This is a genomic window from Chromobacterium sp. W521, from assembly GCF_052805975.1.
In genome coordinates, this window is record NZ_JBRBAF010000019.1 from 24,896 (window position 1) to 40,858 (window position 15,963).

At 66.9% G+C, this 15,963-nt stretch carries 15 protein-coding genes; 12 read left to right on the plus strand and 3 right to left on the minus strand.

Going from position 1 to position 15,963, the window contains the following annotated elements:
• Positions 1-160 precede the first annotated feature (160 nt).
• The 12 genes from ACUXV1_RS21615 to ACUXV1_RS21670 all read left to right on the plus strand — a co-directional run bounded on the left by ACUXV1_RS21615 (position 161) and on the right by ACUXV1_RS21670 (position 12,496).
• A complete protein-coding gene (locus ACUXV1_RS21615) occupies positions 161-832 on the plus strand; it encodes a fumarylacetoacetate hydrolase family protein (RefSeq protein ID WP_043639618.1) in 672 nt (223 codons plus the stop codon).
• The gene (locus ACUXV1_RS21620) at positions 829-1,611 is read left to right on the plus strand and encodes a fumarylacetoacetate hydrolase family protein (protein ID WP_194426036.1); all 783 of its coding nucleotides are present in this window, start codon (positions 829-831) and stop codon (positions 1,609-1,611) included. Before ACUXV1_RS21615 ends, ACUXV1_RS21620 begins: the two co-directional genes overlap by 4 nt.
• Entirely contained in the window at positions 1,608-3,077 is a 1,470-nt protein-coding gene (hpaE, locus tag ACUXV1_RS21625; RefSeq protein WP_019101019.1) for a 5-carboxymethyl-2-hydroxymuconate semialdehyde dehydrogenase, read from the plus strand. Before ACUXV1_RS21620 ends, hpaE begins: the two co-directional genes overlap by 4 nt.
• 87 nt (positions 3,078-3,164) lie before the next feature.
• A complete protein-coding gene (hpaD, locus tag ACUXV1_RS21630) occupies positions 3,165-4,049 on the plus strand; it encodes a 3,4-dihydroxyphenylacetate 2,3-dioxygenase (RefSeq protein WP_446016500.1) in 885 nt (294 codons plus the stop codon).
• The gene (locus ACUXV1_RS21635; RefSeq protein WP_043639611.1) at positions 4,030-4,419 is read left to right on the plus strand and encodes a 5-carboxymethyl-2-hydroxymuconate Delta-isomerase; all 390 of its coding nucleotides are present in this window, start codon (positions 4,030-4,032) and stop codon (positions 4,417-4,419) included. Before hpaD ends, ACUXV1_RS21635 begins: the two co-directional genes overlap by 20 nt.
• 9 nt (positions 4,420-4,428) lie before the next feature.
• Positions 4,429-5,232, plus strand: a complete 804-nt coding sequence (gene hpaH / locus ACUXV1_RS21640; protein WP_114154307.1) for a 2-oxo-hept-4-ene-1,7-dioate hydratase — start codon at positions 4,429-4,431, stop codon at positions 5,230-5,232.
• Positions 5,233-5,251: 19 nt separating this feature from the next.
• Positions 5,252-6,055, plus strand: coding sequence for a 4-hydroxy-2-oxoheptanedioate aldolase (gene hpaI / locus ACUXV1_RS21645; RefSeq protein ID WP_446016501.1), 804 nt, complete (start codon positions 5,252-5,254; stop codon positions 6,053-6,055).
• A gap of 102 nt (positions 6,056-6,157) precedes the next feature.
• A complete protein-coding gene (locus ACUXV1_RS21650) occupies positions 6,158-7,552 on the plus strand; it encodes an MFS transporter (protein WP_446016502.1) in 1,395 nt (464 codons plus the stop codon).
• A gap of 106 nt (positions 7,553-7,658) precedes the next feature.
• A complete protein-coding gene (locus tag ACUXV1_RS21655; RefSeq protein ID WP_446016503.1) occupies positions 7,659-8,828 on the plus strand; it encodes a p-hydroxyphenylacetate 3-hydroxylase oxygenase component in 1,170 nt (389 codons plus the stop codon).
• Between the two features lie 209 nt (positions 8,829-9,037).
• Positions 9,038-9,958: a p-hydroxyphenylacetate 3-hydroxylase reductase component gene (locus ACUXV1_RS21660; protein WP_446016504.1), complete on the plus strand. Its 921-nt coding sequence runs from the start codon at positions 9,038-9,040 to the stop codon at positions 9,956-9,958.
• A 137-nt stretch (positions 9,959-10,095) separates the two neighbouring features.
• Positions 10,096-11,679 (plus strand): GMC family oxidoreductase, encoded by a 1,584-nt coding sequence (locus tag ACUXV1_RS21665; protein ID WP_446016505.1) that lies wholly within the window; start codon positions 10,096-10,098, stop codon positions 11,677-11,679.
• 262 nt (positions 11,680-11,941) lie between these two features.
• On the plus strand, positions 11,942-12,496 hold the full coding sequence (locus ACUXV1_RS21670) for a cytochrome b (protein ID WP_446016506.1): 555 nt from the start codon (positions 11,942-11,944) through the stop codon (positions 12,494-12,496).
• 51 nt (positions 12,497-12,547) lie between these two features.
• Here ACUXV1_RS21670 and ACUXV1_RS21675 read toward each other — a convergent pair whose 3' ends face one another.
• From ACUXV1_RS21675 to ACUXV1_RS21685, 3 genes are all read right to left on the minus strand, one after another.
• The gene (locus tag ACUXV1_RS21675) at positions 12,548-13,441 is read right to left on the minus strand and encodes a SphA family protein (protein WP_446016507.1); all 894 of its coding nucleotides are present in this window, start codon (positions 13,439-13,441) and stop codon (positions 12,548-12,550) included.
• 61 nt (positions 13,442-13,502) lie between these two features.
• On the minus strand, positions 13,503-14,726 hold the full coding sequence (locus ACUXV1_RS21680) for an MFS transporter (RefSeq protein ID WP_446016508.1): 1,224 nt from the start codon (positions 14,724-14,726) through the stop codon (positions 13,503-13,505).
• Between the two features lie 163 nt (positions 14,727-14,889).
• On the minus strand, positions 14,890-15,867 hold the full coding sequence (locus ACUXV1_RS21685) for a helix-turn-helix domain-containing protein (RefSeq protein ID WP_043639582.1): 978 nt from the start codon (positions 15,865-15,867) through the stop codon (positions 14,890-14,892).
• Between the last annotated feature and the right edge of the window lie 96 nt (positions 15,868-15,963).

Here is a 15,963-nt window from a genome sequence, read left to right on the forward strand (position 1 = left end):
GACAAACAAGGCCGCAGCTGCCCAAGCGCGGTTTTCCGCGGCTTTCCCCGCAATGCAACATGGATAAACATTGACAGCAGCCCGCCGTTATCGTTATAAACTTTAACATGTTAATGAATATTTGAACAACGGCAACCCATTCAATAACAAGGAGTTAAGCATGAGCCTTGTCCTAGACGCCGCAACAGAGCGGCCGGCGGCCATCTACGGCGCGGCGCTCAACCACCGCCGTCTGCAGGCGGCGCTGGCGGCGGAGTTCGAACAGGCCCCCTACCAGCGTCCGCCGCAAGCGCCGGTGCTGTTCGTCAAGCCGCGCAACACCGTCAGCGCCTCCGGCGCGCCCATTCCCTTTCCCGCCGATGCCGACGCCGTCTACGCCGGCGGCGCGCTGGGCGTGCGCATCGCCCGCGACGCCTGCCGCGTGAGCGCGGCCGACGCCCTGTCCCACGTCGGCGGTTACGCGGTGGTCAACGAGGTCAGCCTGGCCGAAACCAGTTTCTACCGGCCGGCGATCCAGGCCAAATGCCGCGACGGATTCTGCCCCATCGGCCCCGAGGCCGGCCCTGACGCCATCAATCCGCAACGGGTGCAGGTGCGCACCTACGTCAACGGCGCGCTGGCCGAAACCAACGACAGCGCCGACTGGCTGCGCGGCGTCGCCCAGTTGATCGCCGACGTCAGCCAATTCCTCACCTTGTACGCCGGCGACCTGCTGATCGTGGCCACCCCGCCGCGCAGCGCCCGGCTGCGTCCGGGCGACACCGTGGCGGTGGAGATCGACGGCATCGGCCGCCTGGAAAACATCGTCGCGGCCGAGGAGGATATCCAATGAGACACGCCCGCATCCGTTACCAGGGCCAAACCTGGCGCGCGCAGGCCGACGCCGACGGCGCCATCGTGCTGCCGGACGGCCGCCGCCTGGGCGAAACCGAGGTGGAATGGCTGCCGCCGTGCCAAGGCACGCTGTTCGCGCTGGGCCTCAACTACGCCGACCACGCCGCCGAACTGGACTTCAAACCGCCCAGCGAACCGCTGGTGTTCCTCAAGACGCCCGCCACTCTGACCGGCCACCGCCAACAATCAATGCGGCCGGACAATGTTGAATATATGCACTACGAGTGCGAACTGGTGGCGGTGATTGGCAAGACCGCGCGCAAGGTGAAGCGCGCGCGGGCGATGGACTATGTCGCCGGCTACACCGTATGCAACGACTACGCGGTGCGCGACTATCTGGAAAACTACTACCGGCCCAATCTGCGGGTGAAAAACCGCGACGGCCTCACCCCCATCGGCCCATGGATGGCGGACCGCGACGACGTGCCCGACCCGCATTGCCTGGAGCTGGCCACCTATGTCAACGGCCTCCGCGTCCAAAGCGGCAATACCCGCGACATGGTGTTCGACATCCCCTTCCTGATCGAATATCTGTCCGCCTTCATGACGCTGCAGCCGGGCGACATGATCGCCACCGGCACGCCTCAAGGCCTGTCCGACGTGCGCCCCGGCGACGAAGTCGTCGTGGAAGTCGCGGGCGTCGGCCGGCTGCTCAATCACATCATAAGCGAAACGGACTGGCTTGCGCGCCGGAACGCGAAAAAGGAAACCCCATGATCAAACACTGGATAAACGGCCGCGAAGTGGCCAGCCAAGACAGCTTCGTCAACTACAACCCGGCCACCGGCGAAGCGCTGGGCGAAGTGGCCGCGGGCGGCGCCGAGGAAATCAACCTGGCGGTGGCCGCCGCCAAGGCGGCCTTTCCCAAGTGGGCGGCCACGCCGGCCAAGGAGCGCGCGCGGCTGATGCGCAAACTGGGCGAGCTGATTCAGCGCGAAGTCCCGCGGCTGGCTGAACTGGAAACCCTGGACACCGGCCTGCCCATCCACCAGACCCGCAATGTGCTGATCCCCCGCGCCTCGCACAACTTCGACTTTTTCGCTGAAGTCTGCACCCGCATGAACGGCCACAGCTATCCCGTGGACGAGCAGATGCTCAACTACACGCTGTACCAGCCGGTGGGCGTGTGCGCGCTGGTATCGCCGTGGAACGTGCCCTTCATGACCGCCACCTGGAAGACCGCGCCCTGCCTGGCGCTGGGCAACACCGCGGTGCTGAAGATGTCCGAACTGTCGCCGCTGACCGCCAACGAGCTGGGCCGGCTGGCGCTGGAGGCCGGCATCCCGCCCGGCGTGTTCAATGTGGTGCAGGGCTACGGCGCCAGCGCCGGCGAAGCCCTGGTCAGCCATCCGGACGTGCGCGCGGTGTCCTTCACCGGCGGCACCGCCACCGGACGCCGCATCATGCAAAACGCCGGGCTGAAGAAGTACTCGATGGAGCTGGGCGGCAAATCGCCGGTGCTGGTCTTCGACGACGCCGACTTCGATCGCGCGCTGGACGCCGCGCTGTTCACCATCTTCTCCCTCAACGGCGAACGCTGCACCGCCGGCAGCCGCATCTTCGTCCAGAACGGCATCTACGATCGCTTCGTCGCGGAATTCTCCGCCCGCGCTCAACGCTTGATCGTCGGCGACCCGCAGGACCCCAATACCCAGGTGGGTTCGATGATCACCCGCCAGCATTACGACAAAGTCACCGGCTATATCCGCATCGGCCTGGAGGAAGGCGCACGGCTGACGGCCGGCGGCCTGGAGCGTCCGGCCGGCTTGCCCGAAGCGCTGGCCGCCGGTCACTTCATCCGCCCCACCGTATTCGCCGATGTCGATAACCGCATGCGCATCGCCCAGGAGGAAATCTTCGGCCCGGTGGCTTGCCTGCTGCGCTTTAGCGACGAGGCCGAGGCGCTGCGGCTGGCCAACGACGTCGACTACGGCCTGGCTTCCTACATCTGGACGCAGGACATCGGCAAGGCTCACCGTCTGGCGCGCGGCATCGAGGCCGGCATGGTCTTCGTCAATAGCCAGAACGTGCGAGACCTGCGCCAGCCCTTCGGCGGCGTCAAGGCGTCCGGCGTTGGGCGCGAGGGCGGCGAATACAGCTTCGAAGCCTTCGCCGAGGTGAAAAACGTCTGCGTCTCCATGGGCAGCCACTTCATCCCGCGCTGGGGCGTGGAAACCCGCTGACACGCAAGCCAAGGCCGCCCAGACGGCCGCTTCCACAAACGGAACGACGCGCGGGCGCAGCGCCCGCGCAGCACAAAGGAGAACGCAATGGGAACCCTAGCCCTGGCGGCCAAGATCACGCACGTGCCGTCCATGTATCTGTCGGAACTGCCCGGCCCGCATCAAGGCTGCCGCCAGGCGGCCATAGACGGCCACAAGGAGATCAGCCGCCGCTGCCGCGAACTGGGCGTGGACACCATCGTGGTGTTCGACACCCACTGGCTGGTCAACTCCGGCTACCACGTCAACTGCGCGCCGGCCTTCGAAGGCGTGTACACCAGCAATGAGCTGCCGCACTTCATCAAGAACATGCCCTACGCCTACCCGGGCAATCCCGTTCTGGGCAAGCTACTGGCGGAAGCCGCCACCGCCGCCGGGGTACATACCCGCGCCCACGACGCCACCACGCTGCCGCTGGAGTACGGCACCCTGGTGCCGATGCGCTATATGAACGCCGACCAGCACTTCAAGGTGGTATCCGTGGCCGCGCTGTGTACGGTGCACGATCTGGCCGACAGCGCGCGGCTGGGCGCGGCGATGCGCGAGGCGGTGGAGCGCGATTACGACGGCCGCGTGGCCTTCTTCGCCAGCGGCTCGCTGTCGCACCGCTTCGCCCAGAACGGCACCGCGGAGCAATACCTGCACAAAGCCTGGAGCCCCTTCCTGGAAAGCATGGACCAAGAAGTCATTTCCATGTGGCTGGACGGCGATTGGAAAACCTTCTGCGACATGCTGCCGGAGTACGCCGAAAAGTGCCACGGCGAGGGCTTCATGCACGACACCGCCATGCTGCTGGGCGCGCTGGGCTGGGACAACTACCAAGGCCGCGCGGAAATCATCACCCCCTACTTCGGCAGCTCCGGCACCGGCCAGATCAACGCGGTGCTGCCGGTGGAACCTCAGGGAGAGCGCCATGCCGCACTTCATCGCTGAATGCACCGACAATATTCGCGAGCAGGCCAACCTGCCGGAGCTCTTCCGCCAGGTGCACGACTGCCTGGCCGCCAGCGGCCTGTTTCCCCTCGCCGGCATCCGCAGCCGCGCCCATTGGCTGGACACCTGGCGCATGGCCGACGGGGAAGCCGACTACGCCTTCGTCCACTGCACCTTGCAGATAGGCAGCGGGCGCACCGAGGCGCAGCGCAGCGCCACCGCCGAGCAGGTGTTCGCGCTGATCCAACGCCACTTCGAACCGCTGTTCGACCAGCGCTACCTGGCGCTCAGCTTCGAGCTGACCGAACTGTCCGCCACGCTCAACTTCAAGCACAACAATGTGCACCAACGTTTCCGTCAGCCCTCCTGAGGAGCCCGCATGCTGAGCCAAGACCAGATCCGCGCCGCCGCGCGCCGCTTGCACGACGCCGAGCGCGAACGCAGGCAGATCCGCCAGCTCTCGCTGGAACACCCCGAGATCACCATAGAGGACGCCTACGCCATACAACGCTGCTGGGTGGAAATGAAGCTGGCGGAAGGCCGCAAGCTCAAGGGCCACAAGATAGGCCTGACTTCCCGCGCCATGCAGATGTCCTCTCAGATAGACGAGCCCGACTACGGGGCGCTGCTGGACGATATGTTTTTCAACGACGGCGCCGATATTCCGGTGTCCCGCTTCATTGTGCCGCGGGTGGAAGTGGAGCTGGCCTTCATCCTGGGCCGGCCGCTGTCCGGCCCCGGCGCCACGCTGTTCGACGTCTACGACGCGGCCGAGTACGTGATTCCGGCGCTGGAAATCATCGACGCGCGCAGCCAGTCCATAGACCCGGACAGCCAGCGCCCGCGCAAGGTGTTCGACACCATCGCCGACAACGCCGCCAACGCCGGCGTGGTGCTGGGCGGCCGGCCCATCCGCCCGCGCGAGCTGGACCTGCGCTGGGTGGCGGCGCTGATGTACCGCAACGGCGTGATCGAGGAATCCGGCGTCGCCGCCGCGGTGCTCAACCACCCGGCCAACGGCGTGGCCTGGCTGGCCAACAAACTGGCGCCGTTCGACGTCGAGCTCAAGGCCGGCCAGGTGATTCTGGCAGGCTCCTTCACCCGGCCTGTGCCGGCGCGCGCCGGCGACACCTTCCATGTCGACTACGGCCCGCTGGGCGCGATCAGCTGCCGCTTCGTCTGACCCCTCAAGAGGAACCGCCATGCAACTCCCCGCCAACCCATTCAAAACCGCGCTGCGGGACGGCCGCAGCCAGATCGGCCTGTGGCTGGGCCTGGCCAGCCCCTATAGCGCCGAACTGCTGGCCGGCGCCGGTTTCGACTGGTTGTTGATAGACGGCGAACACGCGCCCAATGAACTGAACGACGTGCTGCTGCAACTGCAGGCCATCGCCCCCTACCCCTGCCACCCCATTGTGCGCGCCGCCAGCAACGACCCGGTGCGCATCAAGCGCTTGCTGGACATCGGCGCGCAAACGCTGATGCTGCCCATGGTGCAAAACGCCGACGAAGCGGCGCGGGCGGTGGCGGCCACCCGCTACCCGCCGCGCGGCATTCGCGGCGTGGGCAGCGCGCTGGCGCGCGCCTCGCGCTGGAACCGCGTGCCGGATTACCTGACGCGGGCCGACAGCGAAATCTGCGTGCTGGTTCAGGTGGAAACCCGGCAGGCTCTGGCCGCGCTGGAAGGCATCGCCGCCACCGACGGCGTGGACGGTGTCTTCATCGGCCCTGCCGACCTGGCCGCTGACATGGGGCATCCGGGCCGGCCGGACCACCCGGACGTGCGCGCGGCGATGGACGACGCCATCCGCCGCGTCCGCGCCCAAGGCAAGGCCGCCGGCATCCTGATGGCCGACGAAGCCGAAGCGCGCCGTCTGCTGGAACTGGGAGCCCGTTTCGTCGCCGTCGGCGTCGACACCACCTTGCTGGCGCGCCGCGCCGAAGCGCTGGCCGCGGCCTTCCGCAGCCAAACGCCCAACCTGCCGGCATCCCCATCCGCCTACTGACCCACGGCGGGCCGCACGGCCCGCCACACCCAAAGCGGCGACCACACAAGAACAAGGCGCCGCCCGGAGCCGGCTCCGGCTCCGCCCCCGAGGAGAACAAAGATGAGTCACACCCCCGCTCGCTCAAGCGCGAACGCGCGCAAAGTCGCCTACGCCACCGTGATCGGCACCGCCATCGAATGGTACGACTTCTTCATCTACGCCAGCGCCGCCGGCCTGGTGTTCAATAAGCTGTTCTTCGCTCCGGCCGGCGAGCGCTCCGCCACGCTGATCGCTTTCGCCTCGGTCGGCGTCAGCTTCCTATTCCGGCCGCTGGGCGCCTTTCTCGCCGGTCACTACGGCGACCGGCTTGGCCGGCGCGCGATGCTGGTGCTGACCCTGGTGCTGATGGGCGCCTCCACCGCGCTGATCGGCCTGCTGCCCACCTATGAATCCGCCGGCCTGCTGGCACCGCTCGCGCTGATCCTGCTGCGCATCCTGCAAGGCATCTCCGCCGGCGGCGAATGGGGCGGCGCGGTGCTGATGGCGGTGGAACACGCGCCGCGCGGTCAGCGCGGCCGCTACGGCGCCTTCCCGCAGATAGGCGTGCCGCTGGGCTTGCTGCTGGCTTCCGGCGTGTTCGCCCTGATGAGCGGGGTGATCTCCCCCGGCGACGCCTTCCTGGAATGGGGCTGGCGCGTGCCCTTCCTGTTCAGCGTCGTGTTGCTGTTCATAGGCCAATGGGTGCGCCGCTCAGTGGAGGAAAGCCCGGTCTTCGAGGAGATCAAGGCGCGCAAAGCCGGCTCGCGCACTCCGGTGCTGGACCTGTTCCGCCGCCACGCGTCGCTGGTGCTGCTGGCCGCGCTGGTGTTCGCCGGCAACAGCGCCGTCGGTTACATGACCACAGGCGGCTTCATCCAAAACTACACCACTGACCCCGCCGGCGCGCTGCGCATGGAGCGCACCCCGGTGCTGCTGGCCGTCGCCTTCGCTTCCGCCTGCTGGATGGCCTTCACCTGGCTGGCCGGCGTCTGGTCGGACCGCATCGGCCGCCGCCGCATCTACATCATAGGCTTCGGCGTGCAGCTGGCCGGCGTGCTGATGCTGTTCCCGCTGGTCAACAGCGCCGGCTTGCCGGCGGTGCTGCTGGCGCTGTGCCTGTTGTCCGTGGGCACCGGCCTGACCTACGGCGCGCAATCGGCCTTCTACGCGGAGCTGTTCCCCGCCTCGGTGCGCTTTTCCGGCGTATCCATCTCCTACGCGCTGGGCGCCATTCTCGGCGGCGCCTTCGCGCCGATGATAGCCAAGGCTCTGATAGCCCAGACCGGCTCCACCGCCGCGGTGACCGCCTATCTGAGCGGCATGACGCTGATCGGCCTCGCCGCCACGCTGCTGCTGCGCGACCGTCGCGACATCCCGCTGGGACCGGAGCACGAAGCCGAACAGGCCGCCTCCCCGATATGCTGGCGTGGATCCGCCCCCTCAGCCATGCGCGCAAATTCTATGAAAAGTACCTAAGACAGCTTGGAAGGTGCATTCCAGTGCGTGGTATCGCTATCCATAATGCAAATTCGATGAAGGTATTCATTATTGTCCAGCGCCACCACGCACCCAGGAGACCGCCATGCGCCACCCCAATCCCTTGCTGGAAACCCTGCTCCCCATTCTGCCCGCCATCGCCGCCAATGCGGAGCAGGCGGAACGCGAACGCACCGTGCCGGCGGAAAACATCGCGCTGTTGAAAAGCATAGGCTTTCACCGCGCCTTCCAGCCCAAGCCTTACGGCGGCAAGGAAATCAGCCTGCCGGAATTCGCGGACTGCGTGGCGGCGCTGGCCGGCGCCTGCGCCAGCACCGCTTGGGCGGCCAGCCTGCTGGCCACCCACAGTCACCAGATCGCGCTGTTCTCCGCCCGGCTGCAAGAGGAGGTCTGGGGCAAGGACCGCGACGCCACCGCCAGTAGCAGCATCGCGCCGCTGGGCCGGGCCGAAGCCGTGGACGGCGGCGTGCTGCTCAGCGGTGAAATGGGCTGGAGCAGCGGCTGCGACCACGCTGAGTGGGCGATACTGGGCTTTCGCCGCCCCGGCCCGGACGGCGAACCGCAATACTGCTTTGGCGTGGTGCCGCGCGCCGATTACCAGATACGCGACGACTGGCACGCCGCCGGCATGCAAGGCAGCGGCACCAAGACGCTGCTGGTGGACAAGGTCTTCGTGCCGGAACACCGGATAGAAGCCGCCAAGGACATGATGGAAGGCCGCTCCGCCGGCTTCGGCCTGTACCCGGACAGCAAGATTTTCTACGCGCCCTACCGGCCCTACTTCGCCAGCGGCTTCGCCGCCATCAGCCTGGGCGTGGCCGAGCGCATGTTGCAAGTCTTCAAGGAACGCAGCCGCAACCGCATCCGCGCCTACACCGGCGCCCAAGTGGGCGCCGCGCTGCCAGCCTATATGAGGCTGGCCGAATCCACTCACCAAGTGCTGGCCGCGCGCGCCTTGCTGGAAGCCAGCTGGCGCGATCACGCCGAGCACGGCGCGGCCCAGCGCTACCCCACGGCGGAAACGCTGGCCTTCTGGCGCACCAACCAAGCCTATGCGGTGAAGATGTGCATCCAGGCGGTGGACCGTTTGTTCGAATCCATGGGCGGCAACTGTTGGCGGCTGGAAAACGAGGCGCAGCGGCTGTTCCGCGACGCCCATATGACCGGCGCCCACGCCTATACCGACTACGACGTCTGCGCCCAGATCCTGGGACGTTCGCTGCTGGGGCTGGAGCCGGACCCCTCCATGGTCTAAGAGCTTGTTTAAAGTCTGCTGCGCCTCGCGCGATACGGCGTTAAAAACGGCTTCGAAAGGCTCATGTACCACTTGCACACTCCGCTTTCTCAACCGTTTTCGCCTTGTCTCGCTCTAGCTCGCAAGACCTTGAACAGGTTCTACCGTCCCTCTAGCCTCTCCCACCCGCGCCGTTCCGGCCCCGCGCCGGGCGGCCTTGAGGATACGCCATGAACGCACCCGCCCCTGCCCACGACGCGCGCGCGCTGCGCCGCGCGCTCGGCAACTTCGCCACCGGCGTCACCGTCGTCACCGCCTCCACGCCGGACGGCGAACGCGCCGGCGTCACCGCCAACAGCTTCAACTCCGTCTCGCTGGACCCGCCGCTAGTGCTGTGGAGCCTGGACAAGCGCTCCGCCAGCAACGCGGTGTTCAACCAGGCAGGCCACTTCGCCGTTCACGTGCTGGCCGCCGACCAGATTGAGCTGTCCAACCGCTTCGCCCGCGCCGCCTCGGACAAATTCGCCGGCCTGGAACCGGAAACCGGCCTAGGCGGCGCACCGCTGCTGGACGGCTGCGCCGCCCGCTTCCATTGCCGGCTGCATCAGCGGCTGGACGGCGGCGACCACTGGATTCTGCTGGGTTTGGTCGAGGCCTTCGACGACTGCGGCGCCGCGCCGCTGCTCTACCACCAGGGCATGTACGCCGCCGCGCTCCCGCGCGCTCGGCCGGCCGCGGCCGCGGAACCCCAGCCCGGCTGGCTGGGCGACAACCTGCTCTATCTGCTGACCCAGGCGCTGCAAGCCTACCAGGCCAGTTACCGGCCGCGCCAACTCGCCACCGGCCTGGGCGGCGGCGAGGCGCGCCTGCTGCTGGTGCTGGAACAGCAAGCGGGGCTGGATGGCTGCGCGCTGCAGCGCGAGGCGGCAATGCCGCCGGAGGCGATAGAACTGGCCGAGGCCGAGTTGCGCCGCAAGGGATTGCTGACCCGCGACGCCGCCGGCTATCGGCTCAGCGAGGCCGGCCGCGAACAAGCCGCCACGCTGTGGCGCATCGCCGGGCAACAACAGCGGGAGATCCTGGCTGGGCTGGGCGAACAGGATCTGGCCGCCTGCAAGCGCGTTCTGCGCGCGCTGATCCGCCAAGGCTGAATCTCCCGGCCGGCGCGTCCGCGGCGGTCAAGACCGCGGGCGCGCCCGGTCAAGGCCGCCGCGCGCGGCCGCCCTATGCTGGAGCAGCCGCCCATCCTCAAACAGAAGAAGGCCGGCGCTACAACAAGGGAGACTTCATGCGCGACTACGACTACATCCTCATCGGAGCCGGCTCCGCCGGCTGCGTGCTGACCCATAGGCTGATCGAAGCCGGCAAGCGCGTGCTGCTGCTGGAAGACGGCCCGCCGGACAACAGTCCCTACATCCACATGCCGGCGGCCTTCATCAAGGTGCTGGGCAGCGAACGCACCGTCACCTACCGCAGCGAGCCGCAGCCGGAAGCCGCCGGCAGGCGCATCTTCGTGCCTCAGGGACGCACTCTGGGCGGCGGCAGTTCGGTCAACGCCATGGTCTACATCCGCGGCCAGGCCGCCGACTACGACGACTGGGCCGCTCAGGGCTGCGAGGGTTGGGACTGGGCGCGGGTGCTGCCCGCCTTCAAGAAGGCGGAAAGCCATATGCGCTTGTCCGAGCCCTACCACGGCGTGGACGGGCCGCTGAAAGTCAGCGACACCCGCTACCGTCATCCGCTGAGCCTGGCCTTCGTCCAGGGCGCTCAGGAAATCGGCCTGACCTACAACGACGACTTCAACGGCCGCGAACAGGCCGGCGTCGGCTTCTACCACACCACCACTTTCGACGGACAGCGCGGCAGCACCGCCGCCACCTATCTGGCAGCGGTCCGGCAACGGTCCGAACTGGACCTGCGCACCGGTTGCTATGTGCAAAAAATCGGGTTCGACGGCCGCCGAGCCTGTCAGGTGGAATGGCGCGACGCCGGCGGCCTCCAGCGCGCGCGCGCCACGGCGGAGATCGTGCTGTGCGCCGGCGCGCTGTCCAGCCCCAAACTGCTGATGCTGTCCGGCATCGGCCCCGCCGCGCAGCTGCGCGAACACGGCGTCGCCGTGCTGCGCGACGCGCCGGAAGTGGGCGCCAACTACCAGGACCATCTGGAAGTGTCGGTCTACGGCCGCGCCCGAGCGCCCATCAGCCTGTTGGGCCAGGACCGCGGCCTGACCGCGCTGCGCCACGGCCTGCAATGGCAGTTGTTCCGCACCGGTTTGCTGAGCTCCAACGTGGTGGAATCCGGCGGTTTCGTCGACACCGGCGGCGGCGGCCGGCCGGACATTCAGTTTCATGTGCTGCCCACCTTGGTGGGCGACGCGGATCGCGAGCCGCTGCCCGGCCACGGCATTTCCATCAATCCCTGCCTGCTGCGCCCCAAGTCGCGCGGCAGCGTCGCGCTGGCCGGCGCCGACCAGGCCGCGCCGCTGCGCTTCGACAGCGGCGCGCTGCGCGAGGCGGAGGATATCGCCGGCCTGCTTCGCGGCGTCAAACTGGCGCGTCGCATTCTGCGGGCGCCGTCGATGCGCCGGCTGATCTCCGAAGAACTGCTGCCCTCGCCGGCGGAGCACGCCGACGACGCGAGGCTGGAGCAGCACATCCGCCAATTCGCCAAAACCGTCTATCACCCGGTCGGCACCTGCCGCATGGGCGGCGACGCCGACGCGGTGGTGGACCCTCGGCTGCGCGTCAAGGGCGTGACCGGTCTGCGGGTTTGCGACGCCTCGGTGATGCCCTCCATCGTCTCCGGCAACACCAATGCGCCGGTGGTGATGATCGCCGAGCGCTGCGCGGAATTCATGCTCTCCGGCCAGTAAGCCGCCACCGTAAGCCCCTGTTCCGACAGGGGCGGCCGGCAGCGAAGCCGCCTCCGACACAAACCGTGCTGCGCCGGCTAGATTGAGCCGTGGCTTCGCCTCCCAGACCTTGCAAAAAAATCATTAGAACTTGTTCATGATCTATTCTGATTTCTCAGAACCTGTTTTCGCCTTGGCTCGAGAGAGCGTAAACAGGTTCTTAAGCTTCGCATAAGCTTTGCATTCCATGCTGCACGCATTACCCCATGCAAGGACATTCCTCATGCTGCGCAATACTTCTCAACGCTATGGCGCGGTTTCCCGCGCGCTACACTGGCTAGGCGCTTTAGGCGTCATTGCCGCGCTGATTTTCATTGAAGCCAAAGGGATTTTCCCCAAGGGCACGCCGCTGCGCGACAGCGTCAAATACGCCCATGTTCAGGCCGGACTACTCATCTTGTTATTGCTGTTTCCTCGCCTGATCTGGCGTGCGGGCAATCCGTCGCCCGCCATCACCCCCCAGCCGGGCCGGCTGGCGGCTTTGGCCACCAAGGCAGGCCACTGGTCGCTCTACACGCTGATGCTGGCATTGCCGCTGCTGGGCATCGCCTTTATCCAAGCCGCCGGCAAGAATATAGACTTCTTTGGTTTTCCCCTGCCCTTGCTGCTCCCCCCCATGCCGGATATCTCGCACGATCTCAAGGAAGCTCACGAATGGCTGGGCAACGCTCTGATGTGGCTGGCCATCCTGCATGCGGCCGCGGCGTTATGGCACCACTTCATCGTCAAGGACAACACTCTGACCCGGCTAATCGGGCCACTGCGCGTCTCCAAATAAAAAGTGCCGGGCGCACGCGCCCGGCACTTCCTCCCGCATCAATCCCTTCCGCTACAAAGGCAACACCAGCTTGAGCCACAAGGCATCGCCCTCCGGCCGGTTTCGCACTTCGAACTCCTTCAGCCACCTCAGCTCCAAGCCGGCCTTGTCGAACTGATAGCGCAGCGCCGGGCCGATGGCGAAAGCCTGGCCGCGAAAGCCGTTGCCCGCCACCGCCTGACCATGCTGGGTATCATCCGTGGTCTGCTTGATGAAATAGCCGTTCAGCCCCAGCCGCCAGGCCGGGCCGGCCGCATAGCTCAGCGAGTAGTCGAAATGGAACTGCTGGCCGGACTGGTAATCGATGTCCCGGTTCTTGCCGGTGAAGGTGTAGCTGATCTTGGACGAGAGCTCCCAGCCGGACGCCGGCAGATAGGAAAAGGCGAACACCGGCCGCAGCGAGTAATGATTGGCCCCCAGGTTCAACATCCGATCGCGATCATAACTGCCGGTGGGCAGCACGATGTCGGCCGCCAAGACCGTATGCAGCGGCCCGGCGTCGCCCCAGGCCAGCACCGGCCCCAGCACCGCGTCGCCCAGACCGCTGCGGCGCTCATGCCCACCGCCCGCGTCCAGGCTCAAGCTGGGCAGCGGCGCCAGCGCGAAACCGCCCAAGCGCCCGCCCCACAAGGTCCGGTCGGACATATACAGCAGCCGCGGCACCAACACGTCGGCCTGCAGTTTGAAGCCCGGCACGGAAGCGTTGCCGGCATCGTCGTTGAAACGCTTAGCCTGATAATGGGTGTAATAGAACACGCCGTACCAGCCGGCCGGCGGCAGCGCGCCGGCAAGAAAACCCTCGGCGCCGGCGCCGATGGTGTCCGCGCCGGACTGGGTGGCCTGAGCCGTTACACAGGCCAACGCCGCCGACAGCCCGGCCAGCGTATTGATCAAAGTCTTGTGCATGATGTTCTCCGTCAGGGAGTGCGGCGTCCCGGCGCAGCGGGACGCGCAATGAGAATGGCGCTCAGGTCTGCGCCCGGTCGGCTTCCGGCACGGCTCCGCTCGGCTTCAGCCGCAGCGGCGCGGTTTCGCGCAGGCCCAAGGACAGCAGCGCCGGCAACAGGGCGCCCGCCATGGCGATCCACATCACGATGGACAGGCCGTAGCGGTCCGCGGCGAAGCCGGCCACCGTGGGCGCGACAAAGCCTCCGGCCAGTTCGCCCACTCCCATGATCATGCCCAGCGCGGTGGCGATGCGCCGCGGCGACACCGTTTCCGCCGGAATCGTGGCCATGAACAGGGTGAAGCAGCCCAAGCCGGTGTAGCTGAGAAACACCAGCGGCAGCAGCCAGGCCATGCGGTCCACGTTGAGCAACACCAAGGGGCAGCAGGCGGCGATCAAGGAAAACCCCACCATCGCCGGCTTGCGGCCGATGCGGTCGGAAATCGCCGGCACCAGCGCGCCCCACGCCACCCAGGCGAAGCCCAGGCTGCTCATCACCGCTCCCATCGCCTGCGGGCTCATGCCCTTGACCTGAATCAGAAAGGTGGGCGTGAAGGAGATCAGGATGATGAACCAGGTGATGTAGCTGCAGGCGATCAGCACGCACAGCAGAATGTTGCGCTCGCCCAGCAACGAGACGAAGCCGCCGCCCCGGCCTGCCGGCATCGGCGCGGGCGCCGGCTCGCGCACATGCCGCCAAACCAGCCAGGCGATCAGCAGCCCGGGCAGACAGGACAGGTAGAAGGCGGCGCGCCAGCCGTGGGTCTCGGCCAGCGCCACCAGCAGCGGCGGGCCCAGCACAGCGCCCAGCAGGCCCGGCGCCGAGCCGTTGACGATGCCCATATTGAAACCGCGCCTCGCCGGCGTGGATGCCGCCGCCAGCAGCGATTGGGAAATGGGCAGCACCGGCCCTTCCGCCACCCCCATCAGCGCGCGGAACAGCAGCAAGGACAGGAAACCGGCCACCAGGCCGGAAGCAGCGGAAAACAACGAGAACGCCAGCACCGCGGCCACCAGCATCGGCTTTTTCACGCCGCGCCGGTCCGACCAGGCCCCCAGACCCAGCCCGGACAAGGACCAGGTCAGCGCCAAGGCCGACGCCAGCATGCCCAGATGCGCGGGAGTCAAGCGCAGTTCGGCCGCCATGAAGGGAAAGAGAAAGGACAGCGCCAGCCGATCGAAAAACACGAAACCGAAGCTTAGCGCCAGGATGGCCAGCAATTTGTTTTCATAGGAGAGGCGCATGGCGGGCCTCTCTTTCGCCAGCGGCGCGCGCGCGGCCGCCCGGCGGCGAACCGCCCATTCGTGTGTGCATGATGATGTCTCCTCTTTATTAGGTGGGCGTCAGCCATGCCCGGAAGCGCGGCGGACCCGTCCACTCTAACGATGGGGAGAGCGTGAAATTTGCCTAATGAGGACAGTCTTGTTGTCTGGAAAGGACGCGCGCGGCCAAGGCTTCGGCCCGGGTCTGGCTCGGCGTTTCACCGTAGCGGCGTTTATAGCTTCGACAGAAATGGGCAATGTGGTTGAAGCCCCAACGGAAAGCCAGTTCGCTGACCGATAGGTGGCGCAAGGCCGGATCGGCCAGGTCGACCCGGCAACGTTCCAGCCGACGGCCCCACAGATGGCGCGTCACCGATTCGCCTTCCTGTTCGAAGATGCGGGCCAATTGGCGCGCGGACACCCCCACCGCGCGGCTGATGCGTTCGCAGTCCAGATCGTCCTCGGCCAGATGCCGTTCGATATAGGCCTTTGCCCGCCACAGACTGCACAAGGTGGATCGGGAAGCAGGCAAACCCTGACGCGCGCTCCACAAGGAGTGCAGCCACTCCAGCAACTGGCTGGCCAAATGCCGCCGCGCGGCCGCGCCGCCGCTCAGCAAGCGGTGGGCCGCCAAGGCGTCCATGCCTGCGGCGCGTTCAATGCGCACCAGACCGCGCTCGTTCCACACCCCCACCTGCTCCTGGAACAAGGGCCGCGGAATGTCCAGCACCGCCATCGCCATATCGGCCGGAAAGCCGTGGCCGTAAGGGCGCGCGGTATCGTACAACACCACGTCGCCCGGGCCGTGGCGGGCGCACTCCACGCCCTGATGGCTGAAGCCCTCGCCCTGCAGCATCAGGCAGGCAAAGATGGAGTCCCGGCCGTCCCGGCTCAGGCTATGCCCGCTGCGCGTCACCGCGTGCTGGTTGGCGCGTATCGTGGCCATGCGCAGCAAGCCGAAGTCCTGCCAGTCCAGCGAAGCCTCCAGCCGCTCTTCCGGGCGGCGGTCGCACTCCACCCGGACCAGTAAGCGGTCCACCTCGCTCAGCCAAAAATCCAGCTTGTCGCCGTCCGCCGCCTGGCGGGTGGAAAGGTGAATGTCGCCGGTGAAACGCGTATCCATGACAGGCCTCCTCCTAGCGGCCGCCCGGCTGGGCGGCGATGGCTGAAACGGCATCGGCAAATCATGGCACAACATTTAATACATTAAAAATCAAAC